The 21751-nt window shown below is 53.9% G+C and carries 17 protein-coding genes and 1 riboswitch; of the genes, 8 read left to right on the top strand and 9 right to left on the bottom strand.

What is annotated here, in order from left to right; translation table 11 throughout:
* Nucleotides 1–27 precede the first annotated feature (27 nt).
* The 5 genes from EDM56_RS05000 to EDM56_RS04980 form a co-directional block, all read right to left on the bottom strand.
* A complete protein-coding gene (locus EDM56_RS05000) occupies nucleotides 28–1470 on the bottom strand; it encodes an NAD(P)/FAD-dependent oxidoreductase (protein ID WP_122916795.1) in 1443 nt (480 codons plus the stop codon).
* Between the two features lie 86 nt (nucleotides 1471–1556).
* Nucleotides 1557–1655: riboswitch (purine riboswitch) on the bottom strand.
* A gap of 329 nt (nucleotides 1656–1984) precedes the next feature.
* Nucleotides 1985–3553 (bottom strand): glutathione ABC transporter substrate-binding protein, encoded by a 1569-nt coding sequence (locus EDM56_RS04995; RefSeq protein WP_122916912.1) that lies wholly within the window; start codon nucleotides 3551–3553, stop codon nucleotides 1985–1987.
* Between the two features lie 204 nt (nucleotides 3554–3757).
* Nucleotides 3758–5728: a methyl-accepting chemotaxis protein gene (locus tag EDM56_RS04990; protein WP_122916794.1), complete on the bottom strand. Its 1971-nt coding sequence runs from the start codon at nucleotides 5726–5728 to the stop codon at nucleotides 3758–3760.
* Between the two features lie 238 nt (nucleotides 5729–5966).
* Nucleotides 5967–7532, bottom strand: coding sequence for a glutathione ABC transporter substrate-binding protein (locus EDM56_RS04985; RefSeq protein ID WP_122916793.1), 1566 nt, complete (start codon nucleotides 7530–7532; stop codon nucleotides 5967–5969).
* A 255-nt stretch (nucleotides 7533–7787) separates the two neighbouring features.
* Nucleotides 7788–8939: a methyl-accepting chemotaxis protein gene (locus EDM56_RS04980; RefSeq protein WP_183192297.1), complete on the bottom strand. Its 1152-nt coding sequence runs from the start codon at nucleotides 8937–8939 to the stop codon at nucleotides 7788–7790.
* Between the two features lie 136 nt (nucleotides 8940–9075).
* On the opposite strand from EDM56_RS04980, the gene EDM56_RS04975 reads away from it, so the two are divergent.
* The gene (locus EDM56_RS04975) at nucleotides 9076–9333 is read left to right on the top strand and encodes a hypothetical protein (RefSeq protein ID WP_122916791.1); all 258 of its coding nucleotides are present in this window, start codon (nucleotides 9076–9078) and stop codon (nucleotides 9331–9333) included.
* A gap of 62 nt (nucleotides 9334–9395) precedes the next feature.
* Here the strand turns inward: EDM56_RS04975 and EDM56_RS04970 are convergent, their stop codons facing one another.
* From EDM56_RS04970 to EDM56_RS04955, 4 genes are read right to left on the bottom strand one after another with little or no spacing between them, the layout of a single operon-like run.
* Nucleotides 9396–10616, bottom strand: coding sequence for an amidohydrolase family protein (locus tag EDM56_RS04970; protein ID WP_122916790.1), 1221 nt, complete (start codon nucleotides 10614–10616; stop codon nucleotides 9396–9398).
* Between the two features lie 7 nt (nucleotides 10617–10623).
* Nucleotides 10624–12096: an amidohydrolase family protein gene (locus EDM56_RS04965; protein WP_122916789.1), complete on the bottom strand. Its 1473-nt coding sequence runs from the start codon at nucleotides 12094–12096 to the stop codon at nucleotides 10624–10626.
* Between the two features lie 15 nt (nucleotides 12097–12111).
* On the bottom strand, nucleotides 12112–13599 hold the full coding sequence (locus EDM56_RS04960; protein ID WP_122916788.1) for an amidohydrolase family protein: 1488 nt from the start codon (nucleotides 13597–13599) through the stop codon (nucleotides 12112–12114).
* Nucleotides 13596–14822 carry an amidohydrolase gene (locus tag EDM56_RS04955; protein ID WP_122916787.1) on the bottom strand — a complete coding sequence of 409 codons (1227 nt, stop codon included), beginning with the start codon at nucleotides 14820–14822 and terminating at the stop codon, nucleotides 13596–13598. The genes EDM56_RS04960 and EDM56_RS04955 overlap by 4 nt, the downstream gene beginning before the upstream one ends.
* Before the next feature lie 188 nt (nucleotides 14823–15010).
* On the opposite strand from EDM56_RS04955, the gene nikC reads away from it, so the two are divergent.
* The 7 genes from nikC to EDM56_RS04920 are packed head-to-tail and all read left to right on the top strand — an operon-like array spanning nucleotide 15011 to nucleotide 21732.
* Nucleotides 15011–15907, top strand: coding sequence for a nickel transporter permease (gene nikC / locus EDM56_RS04950; RefSeq protein WP_122916786.1), 897 nt, complete (start codon nucleotides 15011–15013; stop codon nucleotides 15905–15907).
* 13 nt (nucleotides 15908–15920) lie between these two features.
* A complete protein-coding gene (gene nikB, locus EDM56_RS04945; protein ID WP_122916785.1) occupies nucleotides 15921–16841 on the top strand; it encodes a nickel ABC transporter permease in 921 nt (306 codons plus the stop codon).
* Between the two features lie 12 nt (nucleotides 16842–16853).
* A complete protein-coding gene (locus EDM56_RS04940) occupies nucleotides 16854–17888 on the top strand; it encodes an ABC transporter ATP-binding protein (protein WP_122916784.1) in 1035 nt (344 codons plus the stop codon).
* Nucleotides 17881–18852 carry an ABC transporter ATP-binding protein gene (locus EDM56_RS04935; RefSeq protein WP_122916783.1) on the top strand — a complete coding sequence of 324 codons (972 nt, stop codon included), beginning with the start codon at nucleotides 17881–17883 and terminating at the stop codon, nucleotides 18850–18852. The genes EDM56_RS04940 and EDM56_RS04935 overlap by 8 nt, the downstream gene beginning before the upstream one ends.
* A gap of 40 nt (nucleotides 18853–18892) precedes the next feature.
* Nucleotides 18893–19672, top strand: a complete 780-nt coding sequence (locus EDM56_RS04930; protein ID WP_122916782.1) for a sensor histidine kinase — start codon at nucleotides 18893–18895, stop codon at nucleotides 19670–19672.
* Nucleotides 19673–19717: 45 nt separating this feature from the next.
* The gene (locus EDM56_RS04925) at nucleotides 19718–20416 is read left to right on the top strand and encodes a response regulator transcription factor (RefSeq protein WP_122916781.1); all 699 of its coding nucleotides are present in this window, start codon (nucleotides 19718–19720) and stop codon (nucleotides 20414–20416) included.
* A 2-nt stretch (nucleotides 20417–20418) separates the two neighbouring features.
* The gene (locus EDM56_RS04920; RefSeq protein WP_122916780.1) at nucleotides 20419–21732 is read left to right on the top strand and encodes a sodium:solute symporter family transporter; all 1314 of its coding nucleotides are present in this window, start codon (nucleotides 20419–20421) and stop codon (nucleotides 21730–21732) included.
* Nucleotides 21733–21751: the final 19 nt, after the last annotated feature.

The following is a 21751-nucleotide window of genomic DNA, read 5'->3' as shown; positions in this document are numbered from 1 at the left end:
CGATCTCTCTCCTACCGCTTCTGTATGTTAGTTTGCCGCCGATTTGCCCAGGATGCTTCTCGCGATCCAGATGCCAGCCGCTCCCGCTTGCGCCAGGCCACGGGTGATGCCCGCTCCGTCGCCACCGCAGTACAAGCCAGCGATCTCTGTCTCGAACTCTTCGGTCAGCTTCGGGCGCGCCGAGTAAAATTTTGCCTCTACTCCATAGAACAAGGTGTGCTCCGAGGCGATACCCGGCGTGACTTTATCCAACGCTTCCATCATTTCAATCAAGCTTTTCATCGTATTGTACGGCAGGACCAGTCCCAAATCGCCCGGCACTGCCTCCTTCAGCGTCGGCTCCAGGAAGCCTTCACGAATCCGCCCCTCGGTCGAGCGTCTGCCACGAATGATGTCGCCATACTTCTGGACGATCACGCCGCCGCTGGACAAATCGTTCGCTCGCTTGCAAATCTCGCGCGCATACTCATTCGGCTTGTCGAACGGCTCGGTGAATTTGTGTGATACAAGCAGCGCGAAGTTGGTGTTGCTCGAGCCGAGCGCCGGGTCTTTGTACGAATGGCCGTTGGCTGCCATGATGCCGCTGTGGTTCTCTACCACGACGTGGCCGGACGGGTTGCTGCAGAACGTCCGCACGCGCGTTCCGACGGAGGTGTTGAAAATAAATTTGCCTTCATACAGATGCTCGTTGATCTCTTGCATCACCACGTCGGATGTTTCCACCCGGACGCCGACGTCGACTTGGTTGTTATACATTTTCAAGCGACGCTTCTTCAAAATGTCGGTCAGCCATGCGGAACCGTCACGGCCCGGCACGATCGCGACATAATCGCTATGATATTCCTCCCCATTTTTCAGGACGACGCCTTTGACCACATGGCGACCGTCTTCCTTCACGGTGATCAAGTCTTCCACTTCCGTCTTGAACATCATGTCAATTTTGTTTTTTAAATATTCAAATATCGATTTCAAAATCTCTAAATTTTGCTCGGTTCCCAAGTGTCTGACCTGTGCCCGCAACAGCTTAAGCCCCGCCGCGAAACCGCGCTGCTCGATGCTCTTGATCGTGTCGGTCGTCGGATCGGTGATAGATGTCGTAGCCCCGTGCTGCAAATTGATGCTGTCCACATATTGAATCAGCTCCAACACTTTTGAAGGCGACAAGTAATCGGTCATCCAGCCACCGAATTCTGTCGTAATATTGAATTTGCCGTCGCTGTACGCGCCTGCGCCGCCAAACCCGCTCGTGATGGAACAAGCCGGCAAACAGCCTGCGAAATCTTTTTTGCCTGCTGGTGGCGGGCAAAGCTTGATCTTCTCCTCCAAAATCGGACAGCGCCTCGCATAGATGTCATGCCCTTTATCGATCAGCAATACTTTCAGTTCAGGTGAACGCAATGTCAATTCATAGCTCAAAAAGATGCCTGCTGGTCCTGCTCCAACTACAATCACATCGTATTGGTTGCTCATTCTTTTTCCTCCCGATGACAAAAGTAACTAGTTATTGAAAAATAAGGTAACGAACACAACAAAAAAACTCCTACCTACGGAATGATATACGTCAGCATATCATTCGTAGTTAGGAATTTACGGTTCCTTGTAGAGACCCTCAGACCATATCTTGAGGATATACGAATTAGACAATGCTATTAACTTTTTCGACAATCGTATTCTATAGCATCCGATTATCGTCTGTCAACATCACATTTGTCATTTCATTCGTGTTTATCGTTTTAGGCATTGTGTTTCTTTGTTAATAGATGCCATCAAATTAGTAAAAACCGAATGTTTCACGCACAAAATGCGATTCGCACACGGTTTTATTTTTCAATATCCTGCTAGACCTTACATCGATTTCAGGGCGGGCCGCTGTCCGCGATTCTGCTGTAATCAAATATTCTGCTTCCGTGCACATTTACTGACAACAGGATGCCCGCCATGAAATTGCCGAACGAAACATTCCTCTTGGTGACAGTCGTTCGTTTTATTGGACGGTTACGTCATTCACCATCAGGTAGCCGATCGGGTTAAGCCAAAAGCCTTGGACATTTTTGCCCGCTACCGCGATATGGTCGATGGTGCGGATTGGAATGACTGGCGCTTCTTTCAGCTCGATCTCCTGCAGCTTGGCGTAGATTGCATTGCGTTTTTCCGGATCTTGCTCTTTGCGTCCTTCAACAATCAACTTGTCCACTTCCGGGTTGTTGTAGAAGGCGATGTTGCCCGCGCTGCCTTTGGAGCTGGAATGGAACACGTTGTACTGGTTGTAGTCCGCATCCCCCGTCGCATTGCCCCATCCGCCGATGAACATCGCATGCTGGCCTTTGTCTGTCATATCAAGGTAAGCACCGTACTCCATCACTTTGATCTCCAGATCGATACCGATTCCTTTCAGCTGGGACTGGATGACCTCTGCCACATTGATGCGCTCTTTACGATCATCGGTCACGATGGAGGTTTTGAAGCCGTTTGGATAGCCCGCTTCCGCCAGCAGCTCCTTGGCTTTGTTCACATCGTAATTGTAGTCTTCCAGCTTGGTGTTGAAGCCGACCATTTTCGGCGAAAGCGCTGTGACCGCGCGATTGCCCACGTTGTTGTAGACCCCTTTGATGATGGCGTCTTTTTCGATTGCATGCGCTACTGCCTGACGGACGCGCTCATCATCAAACGGCTTCTGCTGCGTATTGAAACCGATGTACTCGACACCCAGTCCCTCTGCGCGGACAAGGTTCATCGATTGCGAGGTTTGCACTCGCTCCAGCTCGGTTACCGGCAATTGATCGGCAACATGTACCTCGCCCGCTTCCACCATCGCGACGCGTGTCGTATCTTCAGGAACGACCTTGTAATCGATCTTGTCAACTTTTGGCTTTTGGCCCCAGTAGCTGTCGTTTTTGACCAGAATCATCTCTTGGCCTGGTGTCCACGATTCAAATTTGAACGGGCCGGTTCCGATTGGATTTTTGGAAAGGGTGTCGGCATGCTCTGCGATCGCTTTCGGGCTCAGCATGCTGCCCTCATTGCTCGCCAAAATCGACAGCAGCGGCGTATACGGCGAGGAGAGGATGAATTGCACAGTATGCTCGTCCACCGCTTTCACTTCCTTCACCATGGAAAAAACGCTAGCGCGCGGCGATTTCACTTTCGGATCGAGTATGCGCTCAATCGTCTTTTTCACCGCTTCCGCATTAAACGGTGCGCCGTCATGGAATGTCACGCCCTCGCGCAGTTTGAATTCCCATGTCAGGTTATCCACCTGTTTCCATTCGGTCGCGAGCGATGGTTGGTATTGCATGCCTTTATCGGTTTTGACCAAGCCTTCATACACCTTGCCAAAAATGTAGTTGGCCGAAGGGATATTGGAGATGAACTGCGGATCGAGATTGTTCGCATCGGCCTTGCGGGCAACGATCAGCGTCCCGCCGGCTTTCGGCGCTTCTGCCGATGACCCCGATGTCGCCGATTGCTCCGGCTGCGATCCGCAGCCGGCGAGAACGCCTGTGCAGACGAGGGACAGCGCGAGCATCGATCCGAGCACATGTTGTTTCTTCATCATTACGTAACCCCCTGTTTCATTTTCCTGTCGAGCCATGCCGATTGTTGACGGCATGCTTCTTAGTAAGGATTATAGAAAATATTCAGTAAAGTGAGTTACATGATCTTTACATTATTTTATACTATCTTTACTATTTTTATTTTTGTTAAAAACGCAAAATCCCCCCGACCTGTCGAGGGGATTTTTTGAACATCGCTCGGCTTACAGCTGAAACTTAGAAACCATCTCCTGCAGCTCCTCAGCCATCCTAGACAAGGAAAATGCCGAAGAAGAGATTTCCTCCATCGCTGCCAGCTGCTGCTGGCTTGCGGATGAAATGCCATCCGCACCGTTTGCGGTTTCCACCGCCAGCTCTCGGATGACCCGAGATGCGCCGAGAAGCTGGTCTGTACTTGCCGACATTTGCTGAGAGGCCGCCGACACTTCCTGGATTTGGCCGGTGACTTCCTGCACAGAGCGCTTGATTTTGCCAAATGACTCCTCTGCTTCAGCTACTACCTTCATGCCGGTCTCGACTTCCTGCGAGCCTGCCGCGATCGAATGGATTGCCTGCGTCGTTTCGCTCTGGATGGTCGCGGTCAGCCCCGTAATTTTGGCCGCAGAGCGGGACGATTGCTCCGCAAGCTTGCGCACCTCATCTGCGACGATCGCGAAGCCGCGTCCTTGCTCACCTGCCCGCGCCGCTTCAATCGCCGCATTGAGCGCGAGCAGATTAGTCTGCGACGCAATCCCGGTAATCTCTTCAACGATTTGCCCGATCTCCTGCGAGCAATTGCCCAGCCCCTGAATCACGTTGGACACATTCGCGATGGTTTCGTGGATTTTTCCCATCTGTCGGACGGCGGTTTCCAGCGATGTGCTGCCGGTTTCAGCCAGGTCGGAGGAGTTCGACGCCGCTTGGGATACATGCACGGCGCTTGTCGAAATTTGCTGAACCCCGATGGAGAAATGCCCGATGGACTGCTCGCTCTGGCGCACGCTTTGCACCTGTGTCTCCGTGCTCGCCGCAACCTGTTGAATCGAGGCCGAAATGTGCTCCGATGCCTCAGCTGTCTGCTGTGAGCTGGCCGTCAGCTCTTCAGAAGATAGTGCCAGCTGGTCCACGGTTTGGCGAACCCCTGTAATCAGCGCTGCAAGCGAGTCGACCATTTGATTGAACCGTGCCGCCAGATGCCCTAGCTCATCGTCTGCATCAACGACAACGCGTTCGCGCAAATCGCCCTGGCTTATTTTGAAGGTCGCATCCATCAAGCGGCGCAGCGGTTTGGTAATCGACCGCACGATCAGCACGATGACCACCGCCCCCAAAATGATGGCGATTGCGATGACCACCGATGAGGATTTGAAAATTGGTGCGACCGCCTGCTCCAGCTCGGATGCCGGCAGAACACCCGCCAGCTTCCAGCCCGTCAGCTTGTTGGTGGCAAATATTGTCTGCGTCGCAGTACCGCCCTCCTGATTGCTGAACGTGCCGTTCTCCCGTGCGAAGAGCGGGTCAAATTGGCTGCCTTTGGCCTCGGTTCCGTTTTCCATGGTTGGATGGACAAGCACTTTTCCCGTTTGATCCAAAATATAAGCGTACCCTTCGCTGCCGATCTTGAAGCTTTTGGCGAGCTCGCTCAGATTTTCCAGGCTCAGGTCAAATCCGACTACGCCTGCTCCATCCTGGGTCGTCATCACAATAGAGACGACGATTTTCCCAGTACCAGCATCTTGGTACGGTTCAGTAATAAATGGCTCTCCTTTTTTCTCCATTGCCTGTTTGTACCAGTCGCGCTTTCTTGGGTCATACCCTGCAGGCAAATTGTCGTTCGGCGTAATAAACATTTTTCCGGTCTCAGTTCCCAAATAGGCGTTTAAGATATCCGGCTGTGTGTGGATGTACTGCTCCAGCCGCAATTTGGCCTCTTCCTTGTCTTGCGGCTGATCGCCCTTCGCTTTCAAGGTTTGGGCGAAATACTGGATCTGGTGAACTTTCGGGCTCACCAGCATATCGATGGTGTTGTTCAAAAAGTACACCGTATCCTTCCCGCCCACTACCAGCTGATCCTCGACTTTCGTTTTCGTGCTTTGGTAGGACAGAATGCCGATTAACAGACTGGGAACCAGCAGTAAAATAGCGAATGATGCGATGAGTCTTGTCTTCAATGATCCCTTCAGTCTTATACGCATAAGGCCTCTCTCCTAACTCTCCACGTCACCGTGGGCTACATACATCGTTCATTGTCCTCTTGCCGTGCTCATTCCAGCCGGACAATGATCGTTATTCCGACATGTACCCGAATGAACAAAGGTTGAAACTTTCCAATGTGCTGGAAAGGAATAAAAACATGCAAAATGTTACCGAAGGGGAAAAAAAGCGAGGCCTGCCCTTGTGAAAGGCAGACCTCGCTAGGTCGTCACACTATTTTTATTGCAATGTCACATCATTGATCTCCAGATAGCCGGATGGGCTGATCCAAGCACCCTTGACGTTTTTGGCGATCGCCGCCAGGTTTTCAGAGCTGCGGTACGGGATGTACGGCACTTCCTGGGATTCGATCTCCTGAGCTTTTTCATAGATTTGCTTGCGTTTTTCCGGATCTTTTTCTTTGCGGCCGTCTTCAATCAGCTTGTCGACTTCCTTGTTGTTGTAGAAGGCATGGTTGCCTGGCAAACCTGCAGAGCTGCTGTGGAACAGGTTGTATTGGTTGTAGTCCGCGTCACCCGTCGCATTGCCCCATCCGCTGATGAACATATCGGTGTTGCCCTTGGTTGCTGCGTCGATGTATGCGCCGAATTCCATTACATTAACTTGCAGATCGATGCCGATGCCTTTGAGCTGAGACTGCAGCACTTCGGCGACGTTGATCCGCGCCTTGTTGTCATTCAAGGAAACGGTCGCCTTGAAGCCATTTGGATAGCCAGCTTCAGCGAGCAGCTGCTTCGCTTTGTTGAGGTCATAATCGTACCCTTTCACATTCGGACTGTAACCGATGACCTTTGGCCCCAGCGTCGAGTTGGCCACTTTCCCGACATTGTTGTATACCCCTTTGATGATGGCTTCCTTGTCGATTGCATGTGCGATCGCCTGACGGACACGGACATCGTCAAACGGCTTTTTCTTCGTGTTGAAGCCGATATGGTCGTCGGCGAACGATTCGAAGCGGCCCAGCGTGACGGTGTCTGAAGACTGCACGCGCTCGATTTCGGTCACAGGCAGCTGCTCGGCGATTTGCGCTTCGCCCGCCTCGACCATTGCGACGCGGGTCGCATCCTCCGGTACAGTTTTGAAGACGACCTTGTCCAGCTTCGGCTTTGTGCCCCAATATTTTTCGTTTTTCACCAAAACGATCTCCTGGCCCGGGGTCCACGATTCAAAGGTGAACGGACCGGTACCAACTGGGTGCTTCGTCAGGTCTTTGCCATATTTATCGATTGCGGCCGGGCTGATCATGACCCCTTCTGCAGCGGCCAGGATGGAGAGCAATCCGGCAAACGGGTAGCTCAGCACGATTTGCACCGTACTGTCATCCACTGCTTTCACTTCTTTAATCATCCCGAACATGTTCGCTTTTGGAGTCGGATTGTTTTTATCCAAAATGCGTTCGATCGTTTTCTTCACTGCCGCCGCGTTGAACGGCGTGCCGTCCTGGAATTCCACACCTTGGCGCAGCTTGAATTCCCATGTCAAATCGTCGAGCTGCTTCCATTCGGTCGCAAGCAGAGGCTTGTACTCGCTGTTGGCATCCAGAAGGACCAAGCCCTCGTATACCTTGTGCTGGATCGTAGCCATCGAGTTGATCTGCGTGCTGAAATGCGGGTCCAAGTTATTGGCATCGCTGAGTCGCGCGATCACCAACGTGCCTCCTTCTTTCGGAGCTGCGGCGGTCGGCTCTGTTTTACCGCCTGTCGACTCTTGGGTCTGTGGTGATGCTGCGCAGCCAGTCAATGCTACAGACAAAGCAAGCATGGCGCCAACGATCTGTTTCTTCATGTAAGTACCCCCTCTTGCAGAAAAAAGATATGAATTGCTTTGCACAAACGAGCGCGTCCCGTTTTTTGCTTATTTTGATAGTAAGAAATTTTCTGTAATTTTGATTTCACTATCTTTACTTCTATTTGCAGATTTTTTACTATTTTTCATTTTTTCAGGCAAAAGATTTTGATTGGCTTCTTTAAAAAAGGCGAGACGTCGGCTACCCATTCTTGGGACACCGTGCGTCTCGCCTTTTTTATTGCCTCTACATACTTATGATCGCTTTGTCACTTCCGCCGCCAGCTTCTGCACCGCCGCAGCCGCTTCAGCCAGCTCCCGCATCTCTGCGGTCTGTGCTTGCAGCTCCGCGATCGCCTTGGCAGACAAATCGCGATTGCTACGCATCGCTTCCTCTATCTTTCTGACCCCGGTGGTGATCCCACTGTTTGCCTGCAATTGTTCGGATGCAAGGAACACTTCTTCTAAATGCGCGGCCACTTCTTTCACAGACAGCTGGATGCGGTCAAATGAGCTTCCTGCCGTATGCACGACATCGATCCCGGTCGTCACTTCTTTTGTCCCGACCTCCATCGTCTTGATCGCCGACTGAATATCGTTTTGGATCAGGCCGATGTAATCCGCAATGCGTCCGGCGGATTGGTTGGATTGCTCCGCCAGCTTGCGCACTTCCGCTGCAACGACGGCGAAGCCTTTGCCAGCTTCCCCGGCACGCGCCGATTCGATCGCGGCATTCAACGCGAGCAGATTCGTCTGCTGGGCGATCTGCGTGATAACCTCCACGATGCTGCCGATATGGCTCGAACGATTGCCCAGCTCGGTGATGACAGCGGATAATGTCGCCATGCTTTGCTGAATCGCGTGCATTTGCGTCACCGCCGATTTGATCTCACGGTTTCCGTCAGCTGCGATGACAGAAGAGCTTTCCGCGTGATTCATCACCGTTTTGGTCCGATCGGTGATCTGGGCTACCGTGCTGTTTAAATAGTCCAAAATCCGTTTTGTTTCCTGGATATGTGTGTGCTGCTCATCTGAATTGGCACGAATCTGCTGAAAAGCTACTGCCATCTGGTTCTTGGTATGTAAGGTGCTGGTCGTTTTTTGTGTGAATCCTTGCGCGGCCGCTGCGAGCTGGAGCATGCTGCCGTTTCGTTGGACTTGCTGCTTGTCAGCTGCGGCATCGCTGCTTTTTGCGGACATCAGTAACGCTTCCAGCTGTTTGCGCTGCAGCGCGCCAAACGCAGCCATCGTCGCGCCGATCAGCAGGGCCACCACCACGATCGCGGTTACCAGCGTGGGGATAGACACGCTTTGGCTGTAAAGGAAAAGGGCGAGCCCTGATACAATGACAACGGAAACGAACCATGCAGGCACGACATGCTTGTACATTTTGAAACGATCATCCATTTGAGCCATCCCCCCGATAAAATTCTTTTTTCTGCTAGTACTCGTATTGTAGCTTAAAAATTGCCATTATTACATTATTTTTGTTCGGACGGATTGCTCGTTTTTGCCCCGCTTGGTATGGTGGAAGAAAAAGGACGTGATCCGGACAATGCGGCATTTTTTCCACAAGCTGTTTGCCCGAACGAAATGGGTTGTCGTGTACTCGACGCAACAGGTGGAAGATCATATGAAATGTAAGGGACGGCTCAGCGAAGCGAATGTGGAAGCAAAGACAGAAGCTGTATGCTTGGGCGGCGGGGAAGGCAGCGGGGACGCTTTCGGCACGACATACCATATCTTAGTCAAAGCGGAAGACGTACATCGAGCAAATCACATCATTCACCATGGATCATGACTGGATCGCATACAAATAAGAAAAACAGGTTGCCGAGTTTGCCTCGACAACCTGTTTTCATTTTACACAGAACCGGACACGACATTTCCTTGGAACAGCACCGCCTGGCGCTGCGCGCGGCGGGCGACCGCTTCTGCCGAGCAGCTCGCATGCACTAGCACCCCGCTCATCGTGTCGCCGACAGCTGGCCAGACGCGCTGACCCTCGCTATTCAGCGGCGTGACGCCATTGGTGATGAAGCCTAGCGTTTCGGCCAGCGCACGTTCGTTGCTCCAGCGGAAGCGTTCAGCCAAGCGGCCAGCGCGCTCCAGGCTGTCGCCGCGGCCAAATGGCGACCAGTGATCGGTGATGCTATCATCACCCAATGAAACCGAGACGCCTTTTTCCTTCAAAATCGGGAAAGGAATCGTCGCGCGGTTGATCGGCACGGTCGAAGTGATGGAGATACCCACCGATGTGAACAGCTCGGCTAGCTCCGCCTGCTCTTGCGGCGACACATCTGCCAAGCCGATGCAGTGGCTAATCGTGACGCGGTTTTGCCAACCTGCTTCCTCGGTCATCGCCGCCAGCCTGCGGAACGTGAAAGTGCCCAAATGGCCTGGATCATGGATATGGATGTCGACACCAGCGTTTGCCTCCACCGCCAGCTCCATGATGGTGGCAAGTGATTTTTCGATGTTGAGGTCGACCGTGGCCGGGTCTACACCGCCGACATGCGTCGCGCCCATGCGCATCGCCTCACGGACGAGCGCAACCGAATCGCTGCGCAAGAGCCCGTGCTGCGGAAAAGCGACGATCTCATGTGACTGCTTTGCCGCGTATGTCTCTGTCGCTTGCAGCGTCGCTTCCAGATTTTTCAGCCCGATGACTTGATCGACGTTGCAATGGGTGCGCACCTGTGTCGAGCCGTGCGACAGCAGCAGGCCGAGCATGTTTTCGGCGCGTTGGCGCGCGGTCGGAAGCAGCTTCGGCAAAAGCTCTTGCTCTTCCTTAATCCGGGTGAAAATGCTGACCGGCGGCGTGCACGCCTTCCACGGTCCGCTGTAATACGTTTTGTCGATATGGATATGCATGTCGGCGAACGCCGGCAAAAGCAAGAGCTCTTTCGCATCCTGCTGCGGCAGGCCGTCCGTCAATGCCGTATCGGCGGAAACGATCTGCGCGATTTTGCCGTCCTCGATCTTCAGGTTGCAAAGCTCTGTCGTCGTGCCAGCGATTCTCTCCTCTTCATAGCGGAAGCCGCTTTCCAAGCGTACATTTGTTAGCCAGTAGGCAGATGCCATCTATCGCTCACCCTTTCTTCACCGTTCGAAATGATGGTGTAAACAATTCATCCGCAGGCAGCTGTTGATAATCCCTCTCCAGATAGCCCGCGCGCATTTTCTCGAAATAGGCTTGGCCTTTGCGCTTGATGTCGTCTAGATCAACGTCTGGGATTACACGATCTTTCATCACGGTCCGCCCATTGATGATCGACAGCTTCACATCGCGGCCCGAGCCGGACATGAACATCGTGCGGATCGGATCGTCGACCGCACCCATATGGAAGCCGTCCAGGTCGATCGCGATGATGTCGGCCTTCGCCCCCGGCGCCAGCCGTCCCAGGTCATCTCGTCCAAGGAAGCGGGCTCCGCCAAGCGTCGCTGCCCGATACAGATCGGCATAAGTCGAGTCCGCCTGCTCTCCCTCCACCATCCGCGACACCATGCTCGCGGTACGGATATTTTGGAAAATGTCAGGCGGGAACGTATCGGTCCCGAGCGCCATGTTGATGCCGCGCCGCTTGTAGCGGGCGAACGACTCCAGCGCTTGTCCGTGACGCCCAATAACGAGCGGGCAATGGATGACGGTCGTCTTCGTTTCTGCGAGCAGCGCGAGGTCGTCGCCTTCGCCGATCGCGACCCTGCTGAAGCCTGCGACATAGTCCGCATGCGGAATCGCGGTCCTTTCGCCGAGAAAACCAAGGTCATAGAGAAAGCGAATCGGCGTCTTGTTGTGGCGTCGATGAATTTCGTGATATTCATAATCACCCTGTGCCGCATGTAGGCGGATTGGGCAGCCCAACTCATCAGCGAAGCGCTTGGTTTCGATCAAATTTTCCGGCGTCTGCGTTTCAATTCGCTCGGGCGCCAGCATCCCCCGGATCAAGCCGTCGTATGCACCGTCGAACTTTTTCACGAATTCTACGGCGCGGCGCAGCCCCTCACGCCCCTCTTCCTCGTTCCACAGCACCTCGATCTCGCCGTTCGGTTTGACCACGCGCATACCGGACTGGTAGCTCGGCCCCATATACATGCGCAAGCCGAGCTTGCCGGCATGGTGTACGGCCGCCTCCAGCTCCTCAAACGTTTCCGCCCACCGCTTGTAAAAAACCGAGGTGATCGGCATCGCGGTCGTCACACCGTTCAAGATCAGCTGCGTATAGGCAAACTGCGATTTGAACGCTTCTTCCTCCGGCGTCATGACCTCGTGATAGCCGTTTTGATAATACGTTTCCGACCAAAACAAGTTTTTCTGGCGACTGCCTGCTTCCACATGCACGATGTCATGGTCAATGTCGCCCAACGCGTTCAAATCGATGAAGCCCGGGCTGATGACCGCATTCCCGGCGTCAATGACTTCATCCACCTGATCGGGATAGTCGTGACCGACGAAAAGAATGGTCCCGCTTTCCGTTTCATACACGACCTCACCGTGCTCCAAAATCACATGATCCATGCCATCGTATCCGACGACAAAGCGTCCGGTCAGCTTCGTTATCATCCTTGTCTCGCTCCTCTATCGCAGCGTTTCTGGGTCAAAGCGCTTTTCGTCCACATAATTGCGGGCGTGCCCCCAGAAATATTTCGTCGGCTGCATATATTTTTTTAAATCGGCGCGCTCAATCGTACGCAGCGCCTCCTCATTTGCCTCAGCTAAAGCGGTCTTTTCGTCGACGTGCAAAACCTGCCTGTTTTCCAGCACGAGCCGGCCGTCCACGATGACGTTGTCAACATCGCTCGCCACCGCCTGGTAGACGAGCCGGTGTACATACATGAAAGCCGGAGCCAAGTGCGGCTGGTTCATGTCGACCGTGATCACGTCCGCTTTTTTGCCAACCTCGAGCGAGCCCAGCTCGTCATCCCACCCGACGCAGCGTGCTGCATCGATCGTGACCATCTCCAAGAGCTTGCCCGGCGGCAAATAGTACGTGTCCCGCAGCGCCGCCTGATGAATCATCTGCGTCTTGCGCATCGCCTGGAACATGTCAAACGTCGCAGATGGCGACGTACCGTCCGTCGTGATTGCAACGGTCGCACCCATTTCGATCAACTCGGTGATCGGCGTGCGCTCGAACATCTGGCTGACGCCCGGAGCCGAGCTGACATTTGTTCCTGTCTCGGCCAAAATCCGTGCTTCGTCAAACGAAATGCCACGGCAGTGCTGCAGATGGACATCCGGACCTAGCAGCGCGTTTTCCTTGTCCTGAATCGCCAAATGGATCATCCCGCCAAACGCGTCGGAGTGAATCCGTGTATTGTATTTGCGGGCGATCTCGCGGATTCGCTTCGCCTGGTAACGGTCATGAGCCGTCAAACCGTACAGCTGATCGGCCGGCGTCGCTCCCGACGGATTCACCGAGGTGACGATCACGAAAGGCGTGATGAAAGCCCGAATCCGGTCCTCATGGGAATGATTCAGCGCCTCGATGACCGCCTCTGCTCCGTGCAGCACCTCGTCATACGTGACTTCCCGCGTGATTTTCTTCCCGTCCACCCATCGGCTGAACGGATGCGGCCACGGTGGGTTGCACGGGCCTGTGCAGACGATTTCACGCACACCGACTTCCGCATATGCTTTCGCATGGTTCAAGGCAAAAACCGGATCGTCCGAACGCGGCATCGAACCAAGCACACACACGCCTGTCGTCACACCGGCACGCAGGCGCTCCAGTGCATTGAGCTTGCCCTCGTAATACCAGAACTCATCGGTCACATTATGCTTGTAGGTGTGGGTCATGATCGGCATCCAGAAGCTGAGGTTTTCCATCGCGATCGTTTTGAACATCGAATGCCCGCCATGACCGTGCGCATCGATGAATCCGGGCAGCACGCAATGATGCTTGCAGTCGATCACCTTTTTCGCCTCATACTTGCCGATAAGCACCGCTGTATCATCAACAGCCAAAATCCGACCGTTATGAATCGCGACTGCGCCGTCTTCCAAAATACGGCGCTGGGCATCCATCGTAATGACGACGCCGTGTACCAGCAGCAAATCGATCATAGGTCGTGTCCGCCCGCAACCATCTGACCTTCAAAAAAGACAGCTTTACGTTCGGCTCGACGGGCCACCGCTTCCGCTGCGCAGCTGGAGTCGACCAGCACCATGCTCGCGGTGTCGCCCACTTTCGGCCAAGCGCGGTTGCCTTCTGAATCGAGCGTCGTTTTTCCACCGGTAATCAAGCCGATGGCCTGCCCCAGCGAGCGTTCATCGATCCAGCGGAACCGCTCGGACAAGCGTCCTGCGCGTTCGAACACATCGCCGTTTCCAAACGGCTGCCATGTATCGTAAACGTTATCGCAGCCTGCCGCGACCACTACTCCTTTTTCATGCAGCAGCGGCACCGGCGGCAAATGTGCGCTGTGTTGTACGCCCGTGATGATCGTGATGCCCGCTTCCGCCAGCTGTGCGGCCAGATCGGCTGCCTCCCCGACCGGAACTTCGCCAAGCCCGAATGCATGGCTGATCGCCACGCGGCCCTGCCAGCCTGCATCGATCGTCATTGCCGCGAGCCTTCTCATCGTGAAGGTACCCAAGTAGTCGGAATCGTGCAGATGCAGGTCGACGCCCGCATTGGCTTCCACAGCCAGCTCCATCATCTGTGCAAGCGATCCTTCAATGTCGTTGTCCACAGTCGCCGGATCGACGCCGCCGACGAGCCCAGCTCCCTGGCGCAATGCTTCGCGAACCAACTCCTTGGACTGCGTGCGCAAGAGGCCATGCTGTGGAAACGCGACAATCTCGTGGGAGAGCATGCCGGAATAGCTTTCAAGCGCGCGCTGCACCGATTCCAGATTGGACAGGCCCGCCTCAGGATAGATGTCGACATGCGTGCGCACATGCGTCGAACCGTTTCCAAGCAAAATGCCCAGCATCATCTCAGCCCGCTCCTGTGTCGTCGTCGGCAGAGATGGCAGTATACGCTTTTCTATCTCGCAGCGACCCACGACACTTTTAGCCGGAATGACGGCGCGCCATGGCTCGCCCAAAATCGTTTTATCCAAATGAACGTGTTTTTCAATGAAAGACGGCAGGAGCAAATAGCCTCCCGCATCTTGTGTCGCAAGGGTCGTTTCCAGCGGGCGATCGGCCGACACAATCTCCGCGATGGCGCCCCCCTCAATCCGAATATGACAAGCTTCCGTCTCAGTACCGGCAATCGCTCCGTTTTCATAACGGTACCCGCTTTCTAGACGAACATTGGTTAACCAATAAGCAGCACTCACGATTTGCTCACCCTTTCCTCGTTTTCCAATCGGTGTGACCCAGGTGTACAGTTTAAATTATAGGGAATATTCAGTTTTTTATTTGCAACATTTTTACCTCTATTTTCAGTATCTTTACGAGTTGTCCGAACCTTATTTACTTTGCGAAGTTTTCTGATAACTTGGTATCTACAAAGGGGGTTCGCACCATGAACGTTGAGTATGCTCAACCGAAACAAGCGGTCACAGAAAAAGCCCAGGCTCGCCCGGGAAAATGGAAAGTGTTTTACAACAAATTAAAGAAAAACAAGCTGGCGATGGCGGGCGGCTATGTCATCATCTTTTACATTCTCGTTGCCCTGCTCGCGCCACTTCTCGCTCCACATGATCCGTATCAGATCGATTTGCCCAACAAATTGAAGATGCCTTCTGCCGAGCATTGGATGGGAACGGACGACAAAGGTCGCGATGTGCTCAGCCGGGTTATTTTCGGCACGCGCCTCTCGCTCTCGGTCGGGTTCGTCGCGGTGTTCATCGGCGCTTTTTTCGGTGTCATACTCGGCCTCTTGTCTGGTTACTACGGCAAATGGGTCGATACCATCATCATGCGCATCGTTGATGTCTTGCTCGCCTTCCCCGGCATTTTGCTCGCGCTCGCAATTGTAAGCGCTTTGGGGCCGAGTCTGATCAATGTCATGATTGCGGTCGGCGTGTTTTCGATTCCGATGTTCGCCCGAATCGTCCGCGGCTCAACGTTGGCGGTGAAAAAGCTGGAGTATATCGACGCGATCCGTTCGCTCGGCGCCAGCGACATGCGCATCATCTTTGTTCATATTTTCCCAAATATTCTTTCTCCGATCATCGTGCAGGCATCGCTCCGCTTGGCGACCGCGATCCTGTCCGCCGCCGGCTTATCCTTCCTTGGACTAGGCGCACAGCCGCCACTGCCGGAATGGGGTGCCATGCTTTCGAATGGCCGCGATTTTCTGTTCACTGCACCGTACCTGGCGATGTTCCCGGGAATCGCAATCTCCTCGCTGGTGCTCGGCTTCAACGTATTCGGAGACGGTCTGCGGGACGCGCTCGATCCAAGGATGAAACAATAGGGGGGAAAGCAACATGTTCGTATACATCATTCGCCGACTATTCCAGATGATCCCGGTCCTTTTGGGCGTCATCCTGGTCGTGTTCCTGATCATGCAGATGGTGCCGGGCGATCCGGCGCTGCTTTTGGCAGGTGAAGGCGCTTCGGCTGAAAACGTCGCAAAAATCCGTCATCAGCTCGGTCTCGACCAGCCGGTGATGCTGCAATACATCCATTATGTCGGCAACGTCGTACAAGGCGACCTGGGCACATCCCTACGCTCCAATTTGCCGGTGCTAGATGAGATCATGACCCGCCTGCCGATCACCATCGAACTCGCGCTTGCAAGTATTTTCATCACGATCGTGCTGGGCATGCTGGCTGGAATCATCTCCGCAACCAAGCAATATTCGTTCGCTGACATTACGATCATGATCATCGCTCTGCTCGGCGTCTCGCTGCCAAGCTTCTGGCTCGGTTTGACGATGATTTACTACTTCTCGGTGAAGCTGCACCTCTTCCCCGTCGCAGGATGGGGCACATGGAAGCATCTGGTGCTGCCGGCGATCACCTTGGGGGCATCCGGCGCCGCGATCGTCGCGCGGATGACACGCTCTAGCATGCTCGACGTGATCCGCCAGGACTACATCCGCACCGCTAAGGCAAAAGGCTTGAAGCAGCGCGTGATCGTCTACAAGCATGCGCTGAAAAACGCGCTCATCCCGGTCATCACCGTCGTCGGTCTGCAGTTCGGGATTTTGCTGGGCGGCGCCGTACTTGTGGAATCCGTTTTTGCGATCAATGGTCTGGGCCGTCTGATCGTCGACGCGATCCGCATGCGCGATTTGCCTGTTGTGCAAGGCGGCGTGTTAGTCGCCTCAGTAATATTCGTATTCGTAAACCTGGCTGTCGATGTGCTGTACCGATACTTCAACAAACGGATTGAACTGGACTAAGGAGGGGTCAACATGGCGAAAACAGCAGAAAAAATCTTGGACGTCCGCAACCTGCAGACCCACTTCTTTACCGATGAAGGTGTGAGCCGCGCGGTGGACGGCATCAGCTTTACGCTGCACAAAGGCGAGACGCTCGGCCTGGTCGGTGAATCCGGCTGCGGCAAGAGCATCACCTCGCTCTCGATCTTGCGTCTGATCGCAAGCCCGCCCGGAAAAATCGTCGGGGGCGAAATTTTGTTTAAAGGAACCGATTTAGTGAAAAAATCGGAAGAGGAAATGCGTGCGATTCGCGGCAACCAAATTTCGATGATCTTCCAGGAGCCGATGACCTCGCTCAATCCGGTCTACTCGGTCGGTGAGCAAATCGCCGAAGTGTTTCGCTTGCACCAAAAGTTGGGTAAGAAAGAAGCATGGGACAAAGCTGTCGACATGCTGCGGCTGGTCGGCATCCCTTCCCCGGAAAAACGGGCAAAGCAGGAGCCACATGAGCTGAGCGGCGGGATGCGCCAACGCGTCATGATCGCGATGGCCATGGCGTGCACGCCGGAAATCCTGATTGCCGACGAACCGACCACCGCGCTCGACGTGACCATCCAGGCGCAAATTTTGGAGCTGATGAAAAAGCTGCAAAGAGAGCTCGGCATGGGCGTTATCATGATCACGCACGACCTCGGCGTCGTCTCGGAAACATGCGACCGCGTCGCCGTCATGTATGCCGGCAAAGTCGTGGAGTACACAACCGCCGAGGAGCTGTTCGACAACCCGAAACACCCGTACACCGTCGGCTTGCTGAATTCCTTGCCACGCCTCGATGAAGACCAGGACGAGCTGGTTGCGATCAAAGGCAGTGTACCGAGCCCGTACAACATGCCGCAGGGCTGCCGCTTCGCCCCGCGCTGCCCGCATGCCCGCTCCATCTGCCAAACGACGCTGCCCGAGCTGGTGCATGTCAATGTCAACAGCCAGATCCGCTGCTGGATCTACACGCCAGAATGGGATAAACAGCCGGAAGCAAACGTGAAAAGCGGGGGTGCCACCTATGTCTAAGCAAAAAGCGCTGGTCGAGGTCAAACAGCTAAAGCAATACTTTCCGATCAAAGGCGGAATTTTGGGCCGCACTGTCAATCATGTCAAAGCCGTAGACGATATCAGCTTCTCCATCTATGAAGGTGAGACGCTCAGCATCGTTGGCGAATCTGGCTGCGGCAAATCGACGACCGGACGCGCCATTCTGCGGCTCGACGAACCGAGCGGCGGCGAAATTTTTTACGATCAAAAAAACATTCTATCTTTCAACAAAATGGACATGCGCAAGCTGCGTAAAGACATGCAGGTGATTTTCCAGGACCCGTTCGCCTCGCTCAACCCGCGTCAAACCGTTGGGCAGATTCTCGGCGAAGCGCTGGCGATCCAGAATGTCGTCCCGGCAGAAAAACGCCATGACCGCATCACCGAATTGCTTGCCCACGTCGGATTGCGCCCCGACCATATCGACCGCTATCCGCATGAATTTTCCGGCGGTCAGCGCCAGCGGATCGGCATTGCCCGTGCGCTTGCGGTCGAGCCCAAGCTGATCATCTGCGATGAGGCCGTTTCCGCGCTGGACGTCTCGATTCAGGCGCAAGTTTTGAATCTATTGAAAGAATTGCAGCGACAGTATAAACTAACGTATCTGTTCATTTCGCACGACCTCGGCGTCGTCCGCCATATTTCCGATCGCGTGATGGTGATGTACTTAGGAAAAGTGGTGGAGATCGCCGATAAGAAATCGCTGTTCGAAAATCCGCAGCATCCGTACACCAAAGCGCTGCTCTCCGCCATCCCGGTTCCGAACCGCAAGGAAAAGCGCGAGCGCGTAATGCTGTCCGGCGATGTGCCATCTCCGATCAATCCGCCGCAAGGTTGCCGTTTCCATACGCGCTGCCCGTTTGCCGTCGATCGGTGCAAAACAGAAGTTCCGCAGCTGACAGGCGTAAGCAATACGCATCAGGTCGCCTGCCACCTTGTTTAATCAGAGTAAAAACACAACACTCCAAAGGTAGATGGATCGCATGATAAGCTTCGAAGGCTTCACGATGCTCATTCTGCTCTTTATTTTGGCTCCTATCATAGGAGCTATTGCTTTATTGTTTCTGTTTATTTTCGAGAAGCGGATCGACCTTCTGGAGAACCGGAACAAGAAGATGGAACTCGAGAAAGAGCTGCAGCAATCTTTGTACAATCAATTGAACCAGCAAATTCAGCCGCACTTTTTGTTCAATACGCTGAATGTTATTCTGAGCCTCGCCCGCCTGAAGCGCAATGAGGAGCTGGTGCGGGCGTTGGAGGTGCTGTCTCAATTTCTCAAGTTCAAATACAAGACGAATGAGCCGATGATCTTGCTATCGGAAGAAATTCGTTATACGGAGCATTACATCGAGATCCAGAAGCTGCGATTCGGCTCCCGGCTGAGCATCAGCCTCACCATCCATGATCAGAGCATCGGTCTTGCGCGCATTCCGCCGTTCGTCCTGCAGACGCTGGTGGAGAATTCGTTCAAGCATGGCCTGGAGCGCAAAATCGGCCGGGCGGTGCTCTGCATTGACTTTTACCGCCAGCAGGATCTGGTCATCCTCAAGGTGCTGGACAACGGATCGATGGATCCTGTCGCCGACCTTGCTCTGGAGAAGAGCGGGCACGGCTTGGATAACATCCGGCGTCGCCTCCACCTTTACTTTGGCGAGCGGGCCAAGCTGCACATTCAAACGATCGAAGGAACCGGCACAGAGGTCCTTGTGGAATGGCCTTATTTGTCCACCACGGATGAATCCGGCTCTCCCACAGCGCCCTGAACGTAAGGCATTCCTTTTATTTTCGTTGGAAAAGAGGTACGCAACATGAACGTTTTATTGGTGGATGACGAACCGCTAGAGCTCGACCAGCTGGAGTATCTCATCTCCCCGCTGTTCCCTTTCTGGAATTTGTACAAAGCGTACGACGGAAGCCAGGCACTGGCAATTTGCCAAAAGGTGAAGATTCACCTCGCCTTCTTGGACATCAACCTGCCTGGTAAATCCGGACTGGAGCTGGGTGATGAGCTGCGCCAACTGAATCCCGATGTCGACTTGATCATCGTCACGGCTTATCAAAATTTTCACTATGCCAAACAGTCGATCCGGCTCGGCGTCGTCGATTACATGACCAAGCCGGTCATCGAAAGCGAGCTGGTCGACATCCTCAGCAAATACCGCAACAGCACGGCACATACGGAGTATTCCCGCGTCATTCACGATGCGCTCTCGATCATTCATGAAAAATACGCGGACAAGCTGAACCTGGCCGACCTCGCCGCTGAGGTCCACATCAATGCTACCTACCTGAGCCGCCGCTTCACGGAAGAGGTGGGCGTATCGTTCTCGGAATACTTGATGCAGTACCGCATTCAGATGGCAAAAAAAATGCTTCTTACCCACCCCGACTGGAGTATTTCGACGGTCGCGGAGAAAACCGGCTTCAACAGCCAGCATTATTTCAGCACGATCTTCCGCAAGCAGATGGGCAGCACGCCAAAGGAATACCGTGAAAAGGAGAAATGAGGTTGTTCTACCATTCATTTCGTGAGTACGTTCTGGGAACAGCAAAGGTTGGCATCGGCTTAGGTGTCGTCTCCATTTTGGCGCGCTGGATTACCGGCAATACGATTTTCGCCTCTCCGGAGGCATTGGTGCGGTACGGCATTTTCGGGGGGATCGGCTATGCGCTCATGGGCGCATTTGGCCTGATTGCTTTCGGCTGGCTGGGCAAGCGGGTGAGGCAGGAGTTTTCCGAGGGGCTGACGATCGGGGACTACCTCCGTTTCAAGCTGAATCGGTCTGGCTATTGGGTATTGATTGGGGTTTTGTTTGTCATCAGCTTTGAAACGATGTTTATGCAGGGGCTTGCAGCGGGGGTTTTGGTTAATATTTTGTTCGGGATACCGATTCCGATCGGCCTTCTCTGCTTTTTTCTGCTTTGTGTGCTGTACGCAGGGTTTGGCGGCATCGTGCTCATTCATCGGTTCGCCTTTATCCAGGTGATCTTCACGTTTGCAGCCGCGATCCTCATTCCGGTCTATTTTTTCATTGAAAAAGGCGTGGAGCATGTGTATGCGGGTATCCGTCTTTATCATCCGTATCTGCTCGTCGCCAACAATCACGAAGGGCTGCTGTTCATCGTCTGCGGCATGTTGATCGGGTTTGGCCAAGTGTTCGTCGACCAGGCGTCCTGGCAGCGTCTCTACATGATCGAGGAGAAAAAAATCGTTCCGGCCTTCCTTTTGTCCGGCTTCATCGGGGCGACGGTGCCGCTTGCCTTTTCCGCCTTGATCATGATCGTCATTTTTACCGGCGGCTTTCATGACATTTACTCGCTCTTATTCGGACTGATTCGCAAGATTGACAATCCGTTTCTGCTTGTCTTGTTTGTGCTCTGCTCCTTTAGCGCGATCACATCCGCTTTCGGCGCAGGCATCCACTCGATGATCAGCCTGATGGTGAGCAATGTGTATCAGCTGTTCAAGCCGCAAGCCGACGAACGGCAAAAGCTGCGCATGAGCTACCTGATCGCGATTATTCTCGGGGTGTTATCGTTTCTTGTGACCTTCTATTTCACCCCTTCGTTATTGGAGCTGCTTTTCTTCTTCGGAATTATCTATGCGGCACTCCTGATCCCTGTCGTCGTCATGGTTCTCGCCAAAGGGAAGGTGAGCAATTTCATCCCGTTTTCCGCTCTCATCGGGATGGCCTGCGGCTACGTAAGCCGCTCCTACGTAGGCAACCTGGAAGCGATCTGGATCAGTACGGCCGCCTCGACAATGCTGGTGCTGCTCTATTTGTGCAGCAAAGCGGTCGGCAAACATTTTGCACATGAATGAAAGGAACGGGACCTTACAC

The sequence above is a fragment of the Brevibacillus fluminis genome (assembly GCF_003710825.1).
In the GTDB taxonomy this organism is placed as follows: Bacteria; Bacillota; Bacilli; order Brevibacillales; family Brevibacillaceae; genus Brevibacillus_D; species Brevibacillus_D fluminis.
The sequence above is the reverse complement of the archived record's forward strand: the minus strand, read 5'-3'. Positions and strand labels throughout refer to the sequence as shown.

Excerpts from the sequence above, each read along its gene's own strand:
- EDM56_RS05000 (WP_122916795.1), bottom strand. The coding sequence starts at position 1,470 with ATGAGCAACCAATACGATGTGATTGTAGTTGGAGCAGGACCAGCAGGC.
- EDM56_RS04995 (WP_122916912.1), bottom strand. The coding sequence starts at position 3,553 with ATGAAGAAACAACATGTGCTCGGATCGATGCTCGCGCTGTCCCTCGTC.
- EDM56_RS04990 (WP_122916794.1), bottom strand. The coding sequence starts at position 5,728 with ATGCGTATAAGACTGAAGGGATCATTGAAGACAAGACTCATCGCATCA.
- EDM56_RS04985 (WP_122916793.1), bottom strand. The coding sequence starts at position 7,532 with ATGAAGAAACAGATCGTTGGCGCCATGCTTGCTTTGTCTGTAGCATTG.
- EDM56_RS04980 (WP_183192297.1), bottom strand. The coding sequence starts at position 8,939 with ATGGATGATCGTTTCAAAATGTACAAGCATGTCGTGCCTGCATGGTTC.
- EDM56_RS04970 (WP_122916790.1), bottom strand. The coding sequence starts at position 10,616 with ATGGCATCTGCCTACTGGCTAACAAATGTACGCTTGGAAAGCGGCTTC.
- EDM56_RS04965 (WP_122916789.1), bottom strand. The coding sequence starts at position 12,096 with ATGATAACGAAGCTGACCGGACGCTTTGTCGTCGGATACGATGGCATG.
- EDM56_RS04960 (WP_122916788.1), bottom strand. The coding sequence starts at position 13,599 with ATGATCGATTTGCTGCTGGTACACGGCGTCGTCATTACGATGGATGCC.
- nikC (WP_122916786.1), top strand. The coding sequence starts at position 15,011 with ATGAACGTTGAGTATGCTCAACCGAAACAAGCGGTCACAGAAAAAGCC.
- nikB (WP_122916785.1), top strand. The coding sequence starts at position 15,921 with ATGTTCGTATACATCATTCGCCGACTATTCCAGATGATCCCGGTCCTT.
- EDM56_RS04940 (WP_122916784.1), top strand. The coding sequence starts at position 16,854 with ATGGCGAAAACAGCAGAAAAAATCTTGGACGTCCGCAACCTGCAGACC.
- EDM56_RS04935 (WP_122916783.1), top strand. The coding sequence starts at position 17,881 with ATGTCTAAGCAAAAAGCGCTGGTCGAGGTCAAACAGCTAAAGCAATAC.
- EDM56_RS04930 (WP_122916782.1), top strand. The coding sequence starts at position 18,893 with ATGATAAGCTTCGAAGGCTTCACGATGCTCATTCTGCTCTTTATTTTG.
- EDM56_RS04925 (WP_122916781.1), top strand. The coding sequence starts at position 19,718 with ATGAACGTTTTATTGGTGGATGACGAACCGCTAGAGCTCGACCAGCTG.